Raw genomic sequence first — 17,179 nt, 5'->3', positions numbered from 1 at the left:
TACTGACATGAAGTTTCTCCGTTACGGCGCACCCGGTGCCGAAAAGCCGGCCATTCTCGATGCCGACGGCAAGATCCGTGATCTTTCCGCCCATGTTTCAGATCTTTCCGGTGCAGCCCTTGCGCCTGATGCGCTGGCAAAGCTTGGCGCGATCGATGTGAAAAGCCTGCCGCTGGTGGACGGTGATCCGCGCCTTGGCCCCTGCGTTGCCGGCACCGGCAAATTCATCTGCATCGGCCTGAACTATTCCGACCACGCCGCCGAGACCGGTGCGACCGTGCCGCCGGAACCGATCATCTTCATGAAGGCGTCTTCCGCCATCGTCGGCCCCAATGACAATGTTCTGATCCCGCGCGGTTCGGAAAAGACCGACTGGGAAGTCGAACTCGCCGTCGTCATCGGCAAGACTGCGAAATATGTGACAGAGGCCGAAGCACTGGATTATGTCGCCGGTTATTGCGTCACCAACGACGTCTCCGAGCGCGCCTTCCAGACGGAGCGTTCCGGCCAGTGGACCAAGGGAAAATCCTGCGACACGTTTGGCCCGATGGGCCCGTGGCTGGTCACCAAGGATGAGATCCCTGACCCGCAAAACCTTGCCATGTGGCTGAAGGTGAATGGCCAGCAGCAGCAGGACGGTTCGTCGAAGACCATGGTTTATGGCGTGGCTTTCCTCGTCTCCTATCTGTCGCAGTTCATGTCGCTGCATCCGGGCGATGTGATCTCCACCGGCACACCTCCCGGCGTCGGCATGGGCCTGAAGCCGCCGCGTTACCTGAAGGACGGTGATGTCGTCGAACTCGGCATCGAAGGCCTCGGCACACAGAAGCAGACTTTTGTCGCCGACCGCTAAACCAACATAACCTTCCATTCTGACAGACGAGGCCGCCTCATGACCCGTATCACCAATCTTCGTGTTTTCGACCTGCGTTTCCCGACCTCGCAAAGTCTGGACGGGTCCGACGCCATGAACCCGGATCCGGATTATTCGGCGGCCTATGTCATTCTCGAAACCGATCGCGAAGGCATTTCCGGCCACGGCCTGACGTTTACGATCGGTCGAGGCAACGACATCTGCTGCATGGCGATCGAAGCCATGCGGCATCTCGTTGTCGGCAAGGATCTGGCCGAAATGCGCGCCGCGCCGGGCAAATTCTGGCGGCACCTGACGGGTGACAGCCAGCTGCGCTGGATCGGCCCGGACAAGGGTGCGATGCACCTTGCCACAGGCGCCGTCGTCAACGCGCTCTGGGATGCGCTCGCCAAGGAAGCGGGCATGCCGGTGTGGAAACTCGTGTCCACCATGTCACCGGAGGAAATCGCCGATATCGTCGATTACCGGTATCTCACCGATGCGCTGACCCGCGATGAGGCGATCGACATCCTGCGCAAGGCCGAGGCCGGCAAGGCAGAGCGGATCTCGATCCTAGAGAAGGAAGGTTACGCCTGCTACACGACCTCGGCCGGCTGGCTGGGGTATCCGGACGACAAGCTGCGGCGACTGGCGCAGGAAGCGGTCGATGCCGGTTTCAACCATGTGAAGATGAAGGTGGGACGCGACCTCGAAGACGATATCCGCCGCCTGACCATCTGCCGCGAAGTGATCGGTCCCGACCGTTACATGATGATCGACGCCAATCAGGTCTGGGATGTCGATCAGGCGATCGACTGGGTGAAGGCGCTGGCCTTCGCCAAACCCTTCTTCATCGAGGAGCCGACCAGCCCGGATGATGTTGCCGGCCACAAGAAAATTCGCGAGGCGATAACACCGGTCAAGGTGGCGACCGGCGAAATGTGCCAGAACCGCATCATGTTCAAGCAGTTTATCGCCGAAGGTGCGATCGATATCGTGCAGATCGATGCCTGCCGCATGGGTGGCCTGAACGAGGTTCTGGCCGTACTACTGATCGCCGCGAAATTCGACAAAGCGGTATGGCCACATGCCGGTGGCGTGGGGCTTTGCGAATATGTGCAGCACCTGTCGATGATCGATTACATTGCGGTATCCGGCACAAAGGAGGGCAGAGTGATCGAATATGTCGACCATCTGCACGAACATTTTGTCGATCCCTGCGTCATCAAGGATGCGGCTTACATGCCGCCGTCGAAGCCCGGTTTTTCGATCGAAATGAAACCGCAATCGATTGCCGATTATACATTTGGCCGTCCGAAGGCTGCGTGAGGAATTGATGATGACGAACGATATTCTGGCTCTGACACTTTCCGCTGAAACCATTCTGCCGGGCGACGCCGACAAGGCGATCCTGATCGGCCGAGTCTGGTCGAATGCAGCTGGCGGCCCGTTGCCTGTGCTGTATCGCGGTGGCCAGTTGCACGACATTTCCGCAATCGCCTCGACCTCCAGCGCGCTTCTTGAAATCGACGGTATTGCCGCGCGTCTGGTCAACGAAGCCGGTCCAGCCATCGGCCCGCTCGAGAAATTTCTCGATGGCAGCCTCGGTGCGCTTCTGGCGCCGGTCGATCTGCAGGCGGTCAAGGCTGCCGGCGTCACCTTTGCCGGTTCGATGCTGGAACGGGTGATCGAAGAGTTTACGCGCGGCAATCCGGCCGAAGCGGCGAATGTTCGTGCGCGGCTTGCGCCGGTGCTCGGCGAAAAGCTCACCGGCTTGGTTCCGGGTTCTAAGGAAGCTGGGGAAGTGAAGGCGCTGCTGACCGAGATGAAACTGTGGTCGCAATATCTCGAAGTCGGTATTGGCCCGGATGCGGAGATCTTTACCAAGGCACAGCCGATGTCTTCGGTCGGGTCTGGCGCGCTCGCTGGCCTGCACCCCAAGTCGGAATGGAACAACCCGGAACCGGAAGTGGTGCTGGCCATCCGTTCCGATGGGCAGATCGTCGGCGCGACACTCGGCAATGACGTCAACCTTCGCGATATCGAAGGCCGTTCGGCTCTGCTGCTCGGCAAGGCCAAGGATAACAATGCCTCCTGCTCGATCGGCCCGTTCATCCGCCTATTCGATGACACGTTTACGCTGGATACGGTGCGCAATCTGGAAGTGTCGCTGAAAGTGACCGGCGAGGACGGTTTTGTGATGGACGGCGTCAGCCGCATGAACGCCATCAGCCGAGATCCCGCCGATCTGGCCGGGCAATTGCTCAATCCCAATCACCAATATCCCGATGGCGCGGTGCTGTTCCTCGGCACGATGTTCGCGCCGGTCAAGGATCGTCGCGGCCCCGGTCAGGGCTTTACCCATGAAGTGGGGGATCGGGTAGAAATCAGCGCGCCGGAACTGGGCCGTCTGGTCAACCGCATGGCACGCTGCGCCGACTGCCCGCCCTGGACGTTTGGGGTTGGCGCGCTGATGCGCGATCTGGCGGGAAGGGGGCTTTTGTAGGCGGCAATTGCCAATGGAGGCGACAGGATCTACATTGATCTTGTGGTTCGTCTACATGGAGGCAGCTTTGCCTATAAACGTCAACAATCGCGAAGCAGACGCATTGACACGCGAGTTCGCGAAGATGGCGGATGTGAGCATCACCGACGCCATCGTGATCGCCATGAAGGAGGCGATCGAACGGCGTCGCAAGATCGAGACGCCAATTGAAACCGCGGCACGTCTGCGTGAAAAATTCGGTATCACACTTTCTGAGCAGGCCAAGAAGCCTCTGCCGAAATCCGTATTCGATAGCATGTGGGATGAAGGCTGATGTATGTCGATGCCTGCGCCATCATTGCTATTGCATCGAATGAGCAGGAAGCCGAACGTATTTCGAATGCGTTGAGCGTCGCGAAAGCGCCGATTACATCGGTCGTTGCTGTCCTGGAAGCTGCATTGGCATTGGCGCGGCCTGATAAATTCAACCAACCCGTTTCGCAAGTGGAGCCGTTTTTGATGGCTTTTCTCAAGGAGCGGGGAATTGACCTGTGTGATCTGCCACCAGCGAGAACGGCATCGAGCCTGGTGCTGATGGCAGCAGACAAATTCGGACGCGGCCCGAACCGGCTTAACCTTGGTGATTGCCTGCATTATGCCTGCGCCGCCCACTATCAGGTGCCGATACTCGCCACCCATAATGAATTTCGGCAGACAGATCTAGAAACCGTACCGTGACTTGTGAGCCGTAGGGCCGCCCAAACACGACGGCCCATCCGCAATTACATCACCGCGCCGATCTGCCACGGCACGAATTCGTGCCGTCCATAACCCAGCAGTTCCGATTTCGACTTCTTGCCCGACGCAACGTCGAGGATGACCTCAAAAATCTCGCGGCCCTTGTCTTCGAGGCTCACACCATCGATGACGTCGCCGCAATTGATGTCCATGTCCTCGGTCATGCGGGCGTAAAGCTCGTTATTGGTGGCGAGCTTGATTGACGGCACCGGCTTGCCGCCATAAGCGGAGCCACGGCCTGTGGTGAAACAGAGAATGTTGGCGCCGCCTGCCACCTGCCCTGTCGCCGCCACCGGGTCGTAGCCGGGTGTGTCCATATAGACAAATCCCTTGCGGTCGATGCGCTCGGCGTAGCGATAGACGCCTCTGAGCGTGGAATTGCCGCCCTTGGCGACGGCGCCGAGTGATTTCTCCAGAATGGTGGTGAGTCCACCCGCCTTGTTGCCGGGGGAGGGGTTGTTGTTCATCTCGCCGCCATTGCGGGTCGTGTATTCGTCCCACCAGGCGATCAGGTCAACGATCTTCTGGCCGACCTCGACGCTTTCGGCGCGGCGGGTCAGCAGGTGTTCGGCGCCATAGATTTCCGGTGTTTCGGAAAGGATCGCCGTGCCGCCCTGCCGCACCAGCATGTCGGCAGCGACACCGAGCGCGGGATTGGCGGTCAGGCCGGAATAACCGTCGGAGCCGCCGCATTGCAGCGCCAACGACAGTTCGGAGGCCGAGATCGGCTCGCGCTTCGAGCGGGCGACGAAAGGCAGCATTTCCTTGATCCGCGCAACCCCTGCCTCGACCGCCTTGCGGGTGCCGCCGGTTTCCTGAATGGTCAGAGACTGAAAGTGCTCGCCCTCGGCAATCCCGTAGGTTTCCTTCATGCGCGGGATCTGAAACACTTCGCAGCCGAGGCCGACCAAGAGCGCTGCCGCAAAATTCGGATGGCTGGCGTAACCCCATTGCGTGCGCGACAGCACGTCGAACGCCTCGCCCTTGCCGGCCATGCCGCAGCCCTGGCTATGCGGCAGTGCCACGATGCCGTCGATATCCGGGTAATCGTTCAGAATGCCGGAGCGGTTGATCTCTTCGGCGATGTAATCCACCGCCGTGGCCGAACAGTTCACGGAAGACAGAATGCCGATAAAATTGCGCGTGCCGGCGCGGCCGTCGGCGCGGCGGAAACCGTTGAAGAATGCCGGTGCTTCGCCGGGCAGCAACGTCTCCTTTGGTTTGGCTTCGGCGGCGAAAGCATAATCGCGCTCGAAATCCTCGCCCATGGTGACGTTCTTTTCGTGCACCCATGCGCCGGGCATGATGTCCGTCGAGGCAAAGCCGATGATCTGACCGAATTTGCGGATCGGCTCACCCTTGGCGATCGGGCGCGTTGCCACCTTGTGGCTGCGCGGCACACGAGCGATAGCCACGACATCGCCTTCGATCGGCGTCCCGGTGGGCAGGTCGGCGGTCGCTACCACCACATTGTCCTGCGGGTTGAGGCGCAGCGTCTTTTTCGTGGTCATGTTCACAGTCATGTCAAACCTCCAGAATCGCCTTGATCACGCCGGCTTCCGGCTTCGACCATTCGGCGAGAAGCGTGGCGCCATCCTCAAGGCGTCCGCGATGGGTATTGAGTGCGCGGGTCGGCACCTTGCCGGCCTCGATCTGCCGCACCACTTCGGCGAAATCGTCCGGCTGGGCGTTGCGGCTGGCAATCAGGGTTGCCTCGCGCTTGTGGAATTCCGGATCGGAAAAGGTGATGTCCTGACGCACGACGGACAGAAGAACGTAACGAGCGCCATGGGCGAGAAAACCGAAGCCGCGCTGCATCGGCACGGCATTGCCGGTGGCGTCGATCACCACGTCATACCATTCGCCGCCGGTCTGGCGTTCGGCCTCTGCTTCGGCGTTTTCGTCGGCGAAGATTGTTTCATCCGCCCCGAGCTGGTCAACGGCGAATTTCAGCCTGTCCTCGCGCGTATCCATCACCGTCACATGCGCGCCGCGTGCCTTGGCAAAGATGATGGCCGACATACCGATTGGGCCGGAACCGGTCACCAGCACGCGATCTTCCGAGGTGATCATGCCGCGTTTGACGCCATGGGCGCCGATCGCCAGAAACTCGATCATCGCCGCGTCTTCGAGCGGAATATTGCCTGTAGGGATGACATTCTGCTCGGGCACGCAGAGATATTCCGCCATGCCGCCATCCTTGTGCACGCCCAGAACCTGAATGTTGCAGCAGGCATTGGACAGGCCCTTGCGGCAGGCCTTGCAGGTACCGCAGGAAAGATAGGGCACGATATAGACCGGATCGCCGGCCTTCAGTCTGCTATTCGCCGGCGCCTCCTCAACCGTTCCCGACAGTTCATGGCCCATGACCCGAGGATATTCGAGAAAAGGATGTTTGCCGGCAAAGATGTGAAAGTCGGTGCCGCAAATGCCGACATGGCGAATGCGGACCTTGATCTCGTTGTCGCCACGCACCGGTTGCGGGCGCGAGACGATCGAGAGGCGGCCGGGTTCATCGCAGACGAGTGCCTTCATGCGGTTTTCCTGTCGGTGGTATGGACGATGGCTTCGAGTGTCGGGGCAGGCGTGCCGGCCCAGTCGAGAAAGGCTTTTATCCGTCGCTCGATCTTCAGTTCATGATTGCCGGCAATGTCGGCGATGCGGTGTTCGAGATAGGGGTTGAGGAAGCGCCCCATCGTCGTTTCGACATAGGCCTTGGCTTCCTCGCCCATGCCGCGCGCCGCAAAGCCGGGAACGACCTCGTCGCGATAGACCGCATCCAGCCGCGCACGCACGGCAGGGTCGGCGAGGATTGCCTTCACCGTCTCGCCCTTCGGACGACCTTCCTTCAACCAGATGTCGGCGAGCGTGGTGTGGCCAAGGTTGAGAATGTGCAGTTTCAGGCGTTCGAAGGGCTCGAGCTTGTCGGTCAGCACGATCGACGGATGCGTGCAGGGCAGGTTGAGGCCGGGGCTGCGTTCGATCGCCCACAATGCGTATGGTTCTGCGACGGCGCCGACCGGTTCGATCGGCTCGGAGACGATGCGGTCCACCAGCGTATTCGCGAAAACCACCTTCTCTTCCAGCCATGCGAGGAACGCGGCATCCGCGCCGCTCTTTTGCACGAGATCGCGGATGATGCCCTTCAGCACGGGGCCATTGCCGTTGATCAGTTCGCAAGGGAGAATGATGATCGGCTTTGCTGTTCTGCCGAAGCGCGCGTGCAGAAGCTGGGCGAGTTTGCCGGGGAATGATGGGCGCGGTGACAGGACGTCCAGTTCGGTGCCTGTTGCCTCCGCCGATATGTCGTAACCGGAATCGCCGGTATTGGAGAGGATGAATTCCGCCTGTTCGCAGAACAGATTGACGACCTCAGCCCAATTGCCGGCAACGGACAGGCCGCGTTCGACGCTTTTGACCGCAACGGTGCGTTCGACAGCGTGTCCGTCTTCCAGCCCGCGAATGATGACCGGAAAACCGGCAGGGTCCGTGAAAGCGGCCAGCCGCCCGGCGCGCTCGGCAGAGCCCGATGTCTGCACGATAACCACCGGCAGAACATGCTGTCCTGCCTGTTTTGCCTCATGCAGGAAAAAATCCGCATGCGCCTGGAGAAAACGGCTGGTGCCGAATTGTAAAATGATGCCCGTCATGGACGCTCCGCCCTGATTTGGTAATTCTTTGAAATGATGACCAGTCGAGGCGTGACGAGCGCGCAGCATCGCAATTCGCGTGGCATGTCTTCCTCTCCCGTAACATGCAGTAAACTGTTCTTTTGGGATAAAAGACAATCGCCTTGCAGGCAATTTGTTTTTTATATAAAAAGAGCAGTTATAAAAAACAGCTTCTGCCAAGTGTCATTTCAAGGCGCCCTTTTCCGGTCATGAAAACCAACGCCCTCTTCAAACGCAGCTATAATCAGGCCCTCGACATGCTGGCCGCCACACAGGTGGAGGCCGCGCTGCCATCGGAGCCGGCCATGGCTGCGACACTTGGCATCAGTCGGACGACTGTGCGTGCGGTGCTGGCGGCGCTCGCCATGCGCGGCATCATCACCATAGACGGGCGTGCCAAGCAGCTGTTGCGCCTGCCGAAGCGTAACGACTACATTGCCGATGCCGATCTGGAGCCGCTGGCCGACATGGTGGAGCGCAAGTTCATGGCATGGCTGGTCGGGCCCGATTGCAGCCCCGGCCATACGATCAATGGTCTTGATCTTGCCCGGCAGTTCGGCGTGTCGACATCGGCCATTCGCGATTGCCTCGGAAAATTCAGCCATTTCGGCCTGTTGGAACGACAGAGCAACGGCCGCTGGCGCACGCTTGGCCTGACCGTCGATTTCGTCGCGGAACTGTTCGATATGCGCGAATTGATCGAGTTCCGGGCTGTCGATCGATTTGTGGCGCTGCCGAAGGATGATCCGCTCTGGGGCGATTTGTCTCTGCTCGCGGATGAACATCACGCCCTGCTCGACGATTTCGAGCGCCGCAATCGCGAGTTTTCCGATCTCGATCACCGGTTTCACAAGCTGGTCGACAGCGTCGTTCCCAACCGGTTTCTCGGCAATATCCAGGGCGTGATGTCGGTGATTTTTCACTATCACTACCAGTGGAACAAAAAGGACGAGAGCGCCCGCAATCATCGGGCTCTGGGGGAGCATCTGGCCTATATCGAGGGATTGCGGAGTGGGGACCTTTCCCAGGCGCGCGAAAGCTGCCGCCTGCATCTGCACACGGCCCGTTCAACTATGCTGGCTTCCATCAATCCCGGCTGATGGTATGGAAATCCTCAGTATACAACTTGACTGTAATGATATTACATAACATACACTATTGGCATTGACGGCGGGCGCATCTGCCAGCTAAGTCAGCGTCGACGGTTTCCAACGCCAAAAGCAATGGGATTAATAGGGAACACGGTGCGGACCTTGACCGGACCAATGCCGTGGCTGCCCCCGCAACTGTAAGCGGATCACCGTCCATCCTCGAGATGCCCGAAGGGTATCTGGCCACTGTGTCGTGATCGGCATGGGAAGGCAGGTGGACGTCATGTTCGTGAGCCAGGAGACCTGCCGTCAGGACAGAGCTATCGTTACGGGCGGGGATGCCCGGAAGAGGACCACGTTATGATGCTTCCGAGCGCTTATGCGCACTCCATGGTCTTTATCCCTCATCCGTCGATGTCGGCTGTCTGCCGGCAGGTGCTGTGACACGCCTTGCCGCTTCCCATCGATCACACCCTTCAAGGAGAGACCATGTTTCATTTTACGCGCCGGGCGTTGAGCGCTGGCCTTTTGGCTGCCGCTTCATTGTCATTGGCCACCACCGTGTCTGCTGCCGAAACGCAATATCCATTGACGATCAAGAATTGCGGCCTTGAGCTGACATTCAAGCAGGCGCCCTCGAAAACCGTTTCGGTTGGCCAGAGTGTCACGGAAGTTCTTTATCTGCTCGGTCTCTCCGACAAGGTGGTCGGTACTGCGCTCTGGGTCAGCCCGGTGCTGAAGGGTTTTGAAGAGGTCAATGCCAAGGTCGAGCGCCTTGCCGATAATGATCCGAGCTTTGAAGCAGTGATCGGCAAGAAACCTGATCTAGTTACCACCCAGTTCCAGTGGCAGATCGGCCCGGAAGGTGTGGTTGGTACCCCGGCACAGTTCGCCGAACTCGGCGTGCCGGTTTACACATCGCCGGCCGATTGTGTTGGCAAGGACAATTCCGGTGGTGGCGATGGCGTGCGCACCGGCGTCTTTTCGATGGAGCTGATCTATCAGGAAATCCGCGATCTGGCGGTCATCTACAATGTTCAGGATCGTGGTGAGGAAGTTGTAGCCGACCTGAAAAAACGTGAGGACGCCGCGCGCAAAAAGATCGCGTCGGCGGATGGCAAGCTTTCGGCTGTCTTCTGGTTCTCCAGCGCCGAACTCGATATCGATCCTTACGTTGCCGGCCGTCATGGCGCGCCGGGCTACATCATGTCGGCGCTCGGCATCAAGAATGTCATCGAAAGCGATGAGGAATGGCCAACCGTCGGCTGGGAAACCATCGCCAAGGCCAACCCGACCATCATCGTTGCCGGCAAGATGGATCGCCGTCGTTTCCCGGCCGATGATGTTGCCGTCAAGCACGCGTTCCTGAGGGAAGACCCGGTTGCCAGCCTGATGCCGGCCTTCAAGCAAGGCCATGTGGTTGAAATGGATGCGCAGGCCATGAACCCGACCATTCGCACGATCGAAGGTCTGGAAGTGCTGGCTGATGCGGTCGCCTCTGCCGGTCTGGCCAAATAAAGCCGATCGCAGTGAAACGCATTCCAGCAAAACTTGGAGGGACAGGCGCCGCAGTTGCGGCGCTCGTTCTTCTTCTGGTGGCGCTGATTGCCGGTGCGGCGATCGGCGAAACCTCCATTCCCTTCGATGTGGTGGTGAAAACGGTTGCCAATCGGATGCTCGGTGCGGGTTATCCGCTTGAGCCTCTCGATGAAGGCATCGTCTGGAGCTATCGCCTCAGCCGCGCCGTCGTTGCCGCCTGTTGCGGCGCGTCGCTGGCGCTGGCCGGTGCGGTGCTGCAGTCGCTTTTGCGCAATCCGTTGGCAGACCCCTACATCCTCGGTATTTCGGCCGGTGCCTCCACCGGTGCTGTCGCCGTTGCCCTTCTCGGTTTCGGGGCCGGCATGCTGACCATGCCGATGGGCGCGCTTGCGGGCGCTCTCGCCGCCTTCCTGCTCGTCAGCCTTCTGGCCGTGCGCGCCGGCAGCGGCAGCAATGCCATCATTCTCGCCGGTGTCGCCGGCTCGCAGATGTTCAACGCAATCACCTCCTTCGTCGTCACCAAGTCGGCGACGGCGGAACAGGCGCGCGGCATCATGTTCTGGCTGCTCGGCAACCTGTCCGGCGTGCGCTGGCCGGATGTCGGTCTGGCGCTGCCGGTCACCATCATTGGCCTGCTGATCTGCCTCTGGCATGTCCGCGCGCTCGATGCCTTCGCCTTCGGCAATCAGGCCGCCGCCTCGCTCGGCATCCGGGTGCGCCGGGTGCAGGTCGTGCTGATCTGTACGGCGGCGGCGATGACGGCAGCGATGGTGTCGCTGGTCGGCTCGATCGGCTTTATCGGTCTGGTCATCCCGCATGCGGCTCGGCTGATCGTCGGCGTCCGGCATGGTCGGCTGTTGCCGGTCACGGCTCTGGTCGGCGCTATTTTCATGATTGTCGCCGACATACTGTCGCGCACCATCATTTCCGGTCAGGTTCTGCCGATCGGTGTCATCACCGCATTGTTCGGCGCGCCGGCCTTCGCCTTCATCCTCGGGCAGAAGAGGGCGCGGCCATGAAGCTGTCCGCGCAAAATCTCTGCTGGTCCGCCGGCCGTCTGGAGATCGTCCGCGATGTCTCCTTCGAGGTCGCGTCAGGGGAATTTCTCGGGATCATCGGCCCCAATGGTTCTGGAAAAAGCACGTTGCTGTCGATGTTGGCCGGCATTCGCAAACCACTGTCCGGTCAGGTCATGCTGGGTGATATGCCCATGCGCTCCATCGGCAGCCGGGAGGTCGCCCAAAAGCTAGCCTTTGTCGAACAGCAGGCGGAAACGGCGGAGCGCATCACCGCCCGTCAGGCGGTTGAGCTGGGGCGCACGCCCTATCTCGGGCCGCTGTCCGGTTGGTCGGTCGAGGATGACACGATCGTCGATGCCGCGCTCGACAATGTCGATATGGCCGACAAGGCCGATCGCCAGTGGCATCACCTTTCCGGCGGAGAACGGCAGCGGCTTCATATCGGCCGCGCACTCGCACAGGAACCGCGTGTGCTGCTGCTTGACGAGCCAACCAACCATCTCGATATCGGCCACCAGATCGATCTGCTCGACCTCGTGCGCCGACAGGATCTGACGGTCGTGGCGGCCCTGCATGACCTCAACCACGCTGCCATGTTCTGCGATCGGATCGCGATCATGGACAATGGTCGGCTGACGGCGATCGGCAAGCCGCATGATGTCCTGACAGCCGCCACCATCAGTTCTGTCTTCGGCGTGGATGCCTCGGTTTCCCCCGATGAAGACGGTATCTGCCATGTGCGGTTTCGCGCCGGCGGCAGAAGACGAATTTCTCCCACGAAGGACGATTTTACATGATGAAAGTTCTCAGACCCATCCTCGCCTCGCTGGCACTGGCGGTTTTCTCCGGCAATGCGATGGCCGAGACTTTCGAAGTCAAGATGCTGAACCGGGGCGAAAAAGGCCCGATGGTATTCGAGCCGGATTATCTGGAAATCAAGCCCGGTGATCGGGTCGTGTTCGTTCCCACCCACAAGAGCCACAATGCCGCGACGATCGATGGCATGATCCCGGAAGGTGCGGAAGGTTTCAAAAGCCGTATCAACGACCAGTTCGAGACCGGTTTCGACAAGCCCGGCTTTTACGGGATCAAATGCTCACCGCATCTGGGCATGGGCATGGTCATGCTGATCAAGGTGGGGGAGGCAAAGCTTCCGGAAAGCTACAAGTTGATCTCGCTACCGGCCCGCGCCAAGCCGCGCATGGATGGATTGTTTTCGCAGGCGGAAAAAACGCCTGCTCAGTGAAATGCAAAAGGGCGGCACCTCGCAAAGGGCCGCCCTTTCTCTGTCTGCAATGACCGGCCGCCTGTATGCGGCCGATCTTGTCTTCATCTCGGATCAGGCTACCTGGTAGGCAGCGATGACGGCTTCGACCTGCTTGTTGTCCATTGCCGCAAGCTGCTTTTCCGTAAGCTCACCAAGGCGTGTCTTGCCGAGGCTTGCGATGTCCTCCACGGACAGACCGCCAATAGCCTTCGTGTTGATCGCGGCGATTTCGTCTGCCGTGAACTGCTTGATGGCATCGGTTGCCAGTCCGGCAATCTGGGCGGTGGACAATACGCCGATCTGACCGGTCGTCAGCTCTGCCACCTGGGTCAGCGTCATGTTGGCAATCTGGTCGGCGGTCAGGCCAACCACGGCCTTGTTGCTGAGCTTGGCGATATCGCCGGTGTCGAGCTCCTTGATCTGGTCGTTGCTCAATGCGCCAACCTGGTTGGCCGTGAGGGCGCCAAGCTGAGTGTCGTCCAAGGCCTTGATGGAGGCAGTGCTGAGGCTCTTGACCTGGTTGGTGCTGAGTGCGGCAACCTGACCAGCCGAAAGCTTTGCAATCTGAGTGGTGCCCAAACCGCCGACGACCGTATCGGAAAGGCCGGAAATTGCCTTGGTGCTGATCGCGCCGATCTGGTCGTCAGTCAGCTCCGCAGCGGTCTGGAAGCCACCGAGCTGTTTTGCCGTCAGCGTGGCGATCTGCGCGGTGGTGATGGCCTTTGTCTGCGTTTCGGACAGCGCGGAGATCTGTGCCGTCGTCAAGCCAGCCGTGGCCTTGGTGCTCAGCTTCTGGACGGAAAGCTTGGCAACCTGCTCGTCGGAAAGTACCGCCACCTGCGTGGAGGTCAGTGCCGCAAGCTGTGTGTCGCTCAGTTTTTCGATCTGCGCGTCTGTCAGGCTCTTGATCTGGTTTGTGCTCAGCGCCGAGACCTGAGCGGCCGTGAAGGCATCATCAATGTCGTCGGCAGCGATCTTGGAGATGATGTCGGTGGACAGGCCGGTGATTTCCTTGGCGCTGATCTTGGAGATCTGGGCTTCAGTCAGGTCACCGTCTGCAAAGGCGCCGATCTGCTTGCTGGTCAAGGAACCCATCAGCGTATCGGTGAGCGTGGCGAGCTGGGTTGCACCCATATTGCCGAACTGCTCCGCCGTCAGGCCGGGAATGGCCTTGGTCGAGAGCTTGGTCAGATCGACCTTGGCGAGCTGAGCATCGCTCAGGCCGGCCACCTGGGTGGAGGACAGGGCGCCCAGCTGTGTTTCGGTAAGCTTGCCGATCTGTGTGTCCGACAGGCCATCGATCTGTGCGTTGCTCAATGCGGTGATCTGGGCCGGCTTGAGGGCGCCCAGCTGGGTGTCGGTCAGCGCGGTGATCGCAGCAGGGAGGATGCTGGAAATCGCCTTGGCATCGATTGCGGCAATCTGGGTGTCGCCAAGCTTGCTGAACTGGTCAGCAGTGAGGCTACCGATCTGCTTGGCACTCATTGCGGTGATCTGAGCCGGCTGGAGTGCTGCAATCTGACCATCGTCGAGAGCGGCGACCGCTTCGAGCGACAGGCCGGAAATCGCCTTGGCGCTGATCGCGGTGATCTCGTCATCGGCAAACTTTCCGATGTCGGCACCTGTGAAGCCGGACAGCTGGTCTGCGGACAAGGAGGCGATCTGGCCTGCGGTCAGGTCTTCGACCTGATCGTCGGACAGTGCGCCGACCTGCGCCTTGCTGAGGCCTGCGACAGCCTTTGCGGAAAGTGCGGTAACGTCGATCTTGGCGAGCGCGGCTTCGCTGAATGCGCCGAGCTGTGTGGCAGAGAGCGCGCCGATCTGACCTGTGGTGAGCTTTTCTGCCTGCGCGTCTGTCAGGGCCTTGATCTGGTTTGCACCCAGAGCTGCGACCTGACCGTCCGTCAGGGCGGTCGGGATGCTGGCAGCGGCGATACCGGCAATAAATTCTGCGGTCAGGCCGGAGACAGCCTTGGTGCTGATCTTGGCAATGTTTGCAGCGTCCAGATCACCCGTTACGAAGCCGGCAACCTGCTTGGCTGTCAGGGCACCAAGCTGCGCGTCAACGAGGCTCTTGGTCTGCGTGTCGCTCATCGCGCCGATCTGCGTCGAGGTCAGGCCGGAGACGGCCTTTGCCGACAGCTTGGCAACGTCAAGCTTTTCGATCTGCGCGGTGGTCATGGCGGCAACCTGGGTCGAACCCAGAACGCCAACCTGGTCAGCGGAGAGTTCGTCAATCTGGTCGGCTGTCAGGGCCTTGACCTGGTTTGCACCAAGCGCGGCGACCTGGGCGGTCGACAGAACGGTTGCAACCTTGGTCTTGTCGATGGCCGCCAGAACGTCGGTGCCGAGGCCGGAAATCGCCTTTGCGCTGACGGCAGAAATCTGTGCTTCGGTCAGGTCGCCGCTGGCGAACCCGCCCAGCTGCTTTGCGTTAAGCAGGCCGATCTGTGTTGGTTCGAACTTCTTTGTCTCTGTGTCGGTCATTCCCGTCAGCTGACCGGCGGTCAGGCCGGTAATGGCCTTGGCACTGATCTTGGTGACATCAATCTTGGCGAGCTGTTCGTTGCTCAGAGCGCCGACCTGTGTGGCGGAGAGCGCGCCGATCTGTTCTGCAGACAGCTTTTCAGCCTGTGCCGCAGTCAGAGCCTTGATCTGGTTGGTACCCAGAGCTGCAACCTGGCCGGTCGACAGGGCCGTGGGGATATCGGCAGCAGTGATGCCGGCAATGAATTCTGCGGACAAGCCGGAGACTGCTTTGGTGCTGATCTTGGAAATGTTTGCAGAGTCGATGTCGCCTGCGGCAAAGCCGGCAACCTGCTTGGCTGTCAGGGCACCAAGCTGCGTGTCGACGAGGCTCTTGGTCTGCGTGTCGCTCATCGCGCCGATCTGCGCCGAGGTCAGCCCAGGGACGGCCTTTGCCGACAGCTTGGCAACATCGAGCTTTTCGATCTGCGCGGTGGTCATGGCGGCAACCTGGGTCGAACCCAGAACGCCAACCTGGTCAGCGGAGAGTTCGTCGATCTGGTCGGCCGTCAGGGCCTTGACCTGGTTTGCACCAAGCGCTGCGACCTGGGCGGTCGACAGAACGGTTGCAACCTTGGTCTTGTCGATGGCAGCCAGAACGTCGGTGCCGAGGCCGGAAATCGCCTTTGCGCTGACGGCAGAAATCTGTGCTTCGGTCAGGTCGCCGCTGGCGAACCCGCCTAGCTGCTTTGCGTTAAGCAGACCGATCTGCGTTGGTTCGAACTTCTTTGTCTCTGTGTCGGTCATTCCCGTCAGCTGACCGGCGGTCAGGCCGGTGATGGCCTTGGCACTGATCTTGGTGACATCAATCTTGGCGAGCTGTTCGTTGCTCAGTACCGAAACCTGCGATGACGTCAGTGCTGCCACCTGGCCGTCGCCAGTGAGCTTTTCAAACTGGGCGGCCGTCAGCGCCTTGACCTGGTTGAGGCTGAAGCTGGCAATCTGTGCCGGCTTGAGAGCAGCCAGATCATCGTCGCCGAGCGCGGCGACTGCGTCTGTTGCGAGGCCCGATATGGCCTTGGCGCTGATGGCGCCGATTTCGTCAGCCGTGAATTTTCCAATGTCGCCCGCGCTGAGGCCGCTGATCTGGGCTGCGCTAAGCGATGCGATCTGTGTGGCGTCGAGCGCGGTGACCTGATCTTCGCTCAATGCGCTCATCTGCGTAGACGATAGCGCAGCGATCTGTGCCGTCGAGAAGAGGGCAATCTTGCTGTCGTCGATGGCAGCAATCTGTTCTGCCTTGAGGCCGACAATCGACTTGGCCGAAATCGCCTTCAACTGTTCGTCGCTCAATACATCGACGTGGTCAGCACTGATGGCGCCGATCTGAGCCGAGCTCAAAACCTTCACCTGCGCTTCGGTCAGCGCTTTCACATCATCTTCTTTGAGGGTGGCGATGGTCGCAGTCGACAGCTTCTGGATCTGAGCCGTCGAAAAGGAAGAGATAATCGATGTCATTTTGCGGGCCTATACTTGTTTCTTCGACGTTGAACTTTACCGAAACAGAAACATCGATAGTGACGGCAGTAAAATGCGAAAGACACAGGCAGCCGTGCCCGCGTATCTGCATTCTGCTTGGTGTCGATGCATTGCGTTGCGAAGTTTCTGGCGGACGGAAGTAGATTGAAACATGGCTCGCCCGAGCCGAGGCGCTGGAAGGACATCATGTTCAGGCGTGTTGGACACCTGTTCCAGTCGCGTTCATGCAAAAGAATCCCACCAAACAATAGGGTTTGAATTCTTTTCCGGCATATTGTTTGTTCACACAGTTCAGCCGGTGATTCTGAAGATATTGGCCCTCAATTAATTTTGGATTAAAAGAAAAAGTGATTATTCGTCATGGGCGACGATGATGTTGTGTTTCATGACTGATCATGACAGCTAAAAACATGAATTTGTTATGCTATCGGTGCCAAGGATGGCCGAATGT

General features: G+C 59.7%; 14 protein-coding genes and 1 riboswitch. Of the genes, 10 read left to right on the top strand and 4 right to left on the bottom strand.

Going from position 1 to position 17,179, the window contains the following annotated elements; translation table 11 throughout:
• Positions 1-7: 7 nt before the first annotated feature.
• The 5 genes from AAIH70_RS12095 (at position 8) to AAIH70_RS12075 (ending at position 4,076) form a co-directional block, all read left to right on the top strand.
• Positions 8-853 carry a fumarylacetoacetate hydrolase family protein gene (locus tag AAIH70_RS12095; protein WP_132275606.1) on the top strand — a complete coding sequence of 282 codons (846 nt, stop codon included), beginning with the start codon at positions 8-10 and terminating at the stop codon, positions 851-853.
• Between the two features lie 39 nt (positions 854-892).
• Positions 893-2,182 carry an L-fuconate dehydratase gene (locus tag AAIH70_RS12090; RefSeq protein WP_132275609.1) on the top strand — a complete coding sequence of 430 codons (1,290 nt, stop codon included), beginning with the start codon at positions 893-895 and terminating at the stop codon, positions 2,180-2,182.
• Between the two features lie 10 nt (positions 2,183-2,192).
• Positions 2,193-3,359, top strand: coding sequence for a fumarylacetoacetate hydrolase family protein (locus AAIH70_RS12085; protein ID WP_430034241.1), 1,167 nt, complete (start codon positions 2,193-2,195; stop codon positions 3,357-3,359).
• Between the two features lie 67 nt (positions 3,360-3,426).
• Positions 3,427-3,672, top strand: coding sequence for a type II toxin-antitoxin system VapB family antitoxin (locus AAIH70_RS12080; RefSeq protein ID WP_132275925.1), 246 nt, complete (start codon positions 3,427-3,429; stop codon positions 3,670-3,672).
• Positions 3,672-4,076 carry a type II toxin-antitoxin system VapC family toxin gene (locus AAIH70_RS12075; protein ID WP_132275615.1) on the top strand — a complete coding sequence of 135 codons (405 nt, stop codon included), beginning with the start codon at positions 3,672-3,674 and terminating at the stop codon, positions 4,074-4,076. The genes AAIH70_RS12080 and AAIH70_RS12075 overlap by 1 nt, the downstream gene beginning before the upstream one ends.
• 44 nt (positions 4,077-4,120) lie before the next feature.
• On the opposite strand, the gene AAIH70_RS12070 is transcribed toward AAIH70_RS12075, so the two are convergent.
• From AAIH70_RS12070 to AAIH70_RS12060, 3 genes are read right to left on the bottom strand one after another with little or no spacing between them, the layout of a single operon-like run.
• The gene (locus AAIH70_RS12070; protein WP_132275927.1) at positions 4,121-5,647 is read right to left on the bottom strand and encodes a UxaA family hydrolase; all 1,527 of its coding nucleotides are present in this window, start codon (positions 5,645-5,647) and stop codon (positions 4,121-4,123) included.
• 13 nt (positions 5,648-5,660) lie between these two features.
• Entirely contained in the window at positions 5,661-6,671 is a 1,011-nt protein-coding gene (locus AAIH70_RS12065; RefSeq protein ID WP_132275617.1) for a zinc-binding alcohol dehydrogenase family protein, read from the bottom strand.
• Complete coding sequence (locus AAIH70_RS12060; RefSeq protein WP_132275620.1) at positions 6,668-7,786, bottom strand: mannitol dehydrogenase family protein; 1,119 nt, start codon at positions 7,784-7,786, stop codon at positions 6,668-6,670. Before AAIH70_RS12060 ends, AAIH70_RS12065 begins: the two co-directional genes overlap by 4 nt.
• 230 nt (positions 7,787-8,016) lie before the next feature.
• Between AAIH70_RS12060 and AAIH70_RS12055 the strand changes: the two genes are divergently transcribed.
• The 5 genes from AAIH70_RS12055 (at position 8,017) to AAIH70_RS12035 (ending at position 12,702) form a co-directional block, all read left to right on the top strand.
• Complete coding sequence (locus tag AAIH70_RS12055) at positions 8,017-8,907, top strand: GntR family transcriptional regulator (protein ID WP_132275623.1); 891 nt, start codon at positions 8,017-8,019, stop codon at positions 8,905-8,907.
• Positions 8,908-8,992: 85 nt separating this feature from the next.
• Positions 8,993-9,223: riboswitch (cobalamin riboswitch) on the top strand.
• Between the two features lie 164 nt (positions 9,224-9,387).
• Positions 9,388-10,416: an ABC transporter substrate-binding protein gene (locus AAIH70_RS12050; protein ID WP_132275626.1), complete on the top strand. Its 1,029-nt coding sequence runs from the start codon at positions 9,388-9,390 to the stop codon at positions 10,414-10,416.
• Positions 10,417-10,427: 11 nt separating this feature from the next.
• Entirely contained in the window at positions 10,428-11,456 is a 1,029-nt protein-coding gene (locus AAIH70_RS12045) for a FecCD family ABC transporter permease (protein WP_132275628.1), read from the top strand.
• On the top strand, positions 11,453-12,253 hold the full coding sequence (locus tag AAIH70_RS12040; protein WP_132275631.1) for an ABC transporter ATP-binding protein: 801 nt from the start codon (positions 11,453-11,455) through the stop codon (positions 12,251-12,253). Before AAIH70_RS12045 ends, AAIH70_RS12040 begins: the two co-directional genes overlap by 4 nt.
• Positions 12,250-12,702 carry a pseudoazurin gene (locus AAIH70_RS12035; protein ID WP_132275634.1) on the top strand — a complete coding sequence of 151 codons (453 nt, stop codon included), beginning with the start codon at positions 12,250-12,252 and terminating at the stop codon, positions 12,700-12,702. The genes AAIH70_RS12040 and AAIH70_RS12035 overlap by 4 nt, the downstream gene beginning before the upstream one ends.
• Before the next feature lie 93 nt (positions 12,703-12,795).
• Here the strand turns inward: AAIH70_RS12035 and AAIH70_RS12030 are convergent, their stop codons facing one another.
• A complete protein-coding gene (locus AAIH70_RS12030) occupies positions 12,796-16,707 on the bottom strand; it encodes a hypothetical protein (RefSeq protein WP_132275637.1) in 3,912 nt (1,303 codons plus the stop codon).
• Between the last annotated feature and the right edge of the window lie 472 nt (positions 16,708-17,179).

Source organism: Neorhizobium sp. BT27B (assembly GCF_050455485.1).
In the GTDB taxonomy this organism is placed as follows: Bacteria; Pseudomonadota; Alphaproteobacteria; order Rhizobiales; family Rhizobiaceae; genus Neorhizobium.
This window is presented reverse-complemented; position numbering and strand designations above follow the sequence as displayed.

Bases quoted from the DNA above. Each gene is read 5' to 3' on its own strand.
- AAIH70_RS12050 (WP_132275626.1), top strand. From the start codon at position 9,388: ATGTTTCATTTTACGCGCCGGGCGTTGAGCGCTGGCCTTTTGGCTGCC.
- AAIH70_RS12065 (WP_132275617.1), bottom strand. From the start codon at position 6,671: ATGAAGGCACTCGTCTGCGATGAACCCGGCCGCCTCTCGATCGTCTCG.
- AAIH70_RS12095 (WP_132275606.1), top strand. From the start codon at position 8: ATGAAGTTTCTCCGTTACGGCGCACCCGGTGCCGAAAAGCCGGCCATT.
- AAIH70_RS12040 (WP_132275631.1), top strand. From the start codon at position 11,453: ATGAAGCTGTCCGCGCAAAATCTCTGCTGGTCCGCCGGCCGTCTGGAG.
- AAIH70_RS12075 (WP_132275615.1), top strand. From the start codon at position 3,672: ATGTATGTCGATGCCTGCGCCATCATTGCTATTGCATCGAATGAGCAG.
- AAIH70_RS12090 (WP_132275609.1), top strand. From the start codon at position 893: ATGACCCGTATCACCAATCTTCGTGTTTTCGACCTGCGTTTCCCGACC.
- AAIH70_RS12055 (WP_132275623.1), top strand. From the start codon at position 8,017: ATGAAAACCAACGCCCTCTTCAAACGCAGCTATAATCAGGCCCTCGAC.
- AAIH70_RS12035 (WP_132275634.1), top strand. From the start codon at position 12,250: ATGATGAAAGTTCTCAGACCCATCCTCGCCTCGCTGGCACTGGCGGTT.
- AAIH70_RS12085 (WP_430034241.1), top strand. From the start codon at position 2,193: ATGACGAACGATATTCTGGCTCTGACACTTTCCGCTGAAACCATTCTG.
- AAIH70_RS12030 (WP_132275637.1), bottom strand. From the start codon at position 16,707: ATGACATCGATTATCTCTTCCTTTTCGACGGCTCAGATCCAGAAGCTG.
- AAIH70_RS12070 (WP_132275927.1), bottom strand. From the start codon at position 5,647: ATGACCACGAAAAAGACGCTGCGCCTCAACCCGCAGGACAATGTGGTG.
- AAIH70_RS12060 (WP_132275620.1), bottom strand. From the start codon at position 7,786: ATGACGGGCATCATTTTACAATTCGGCACCAGCCGTTTTCTCCAGGCG.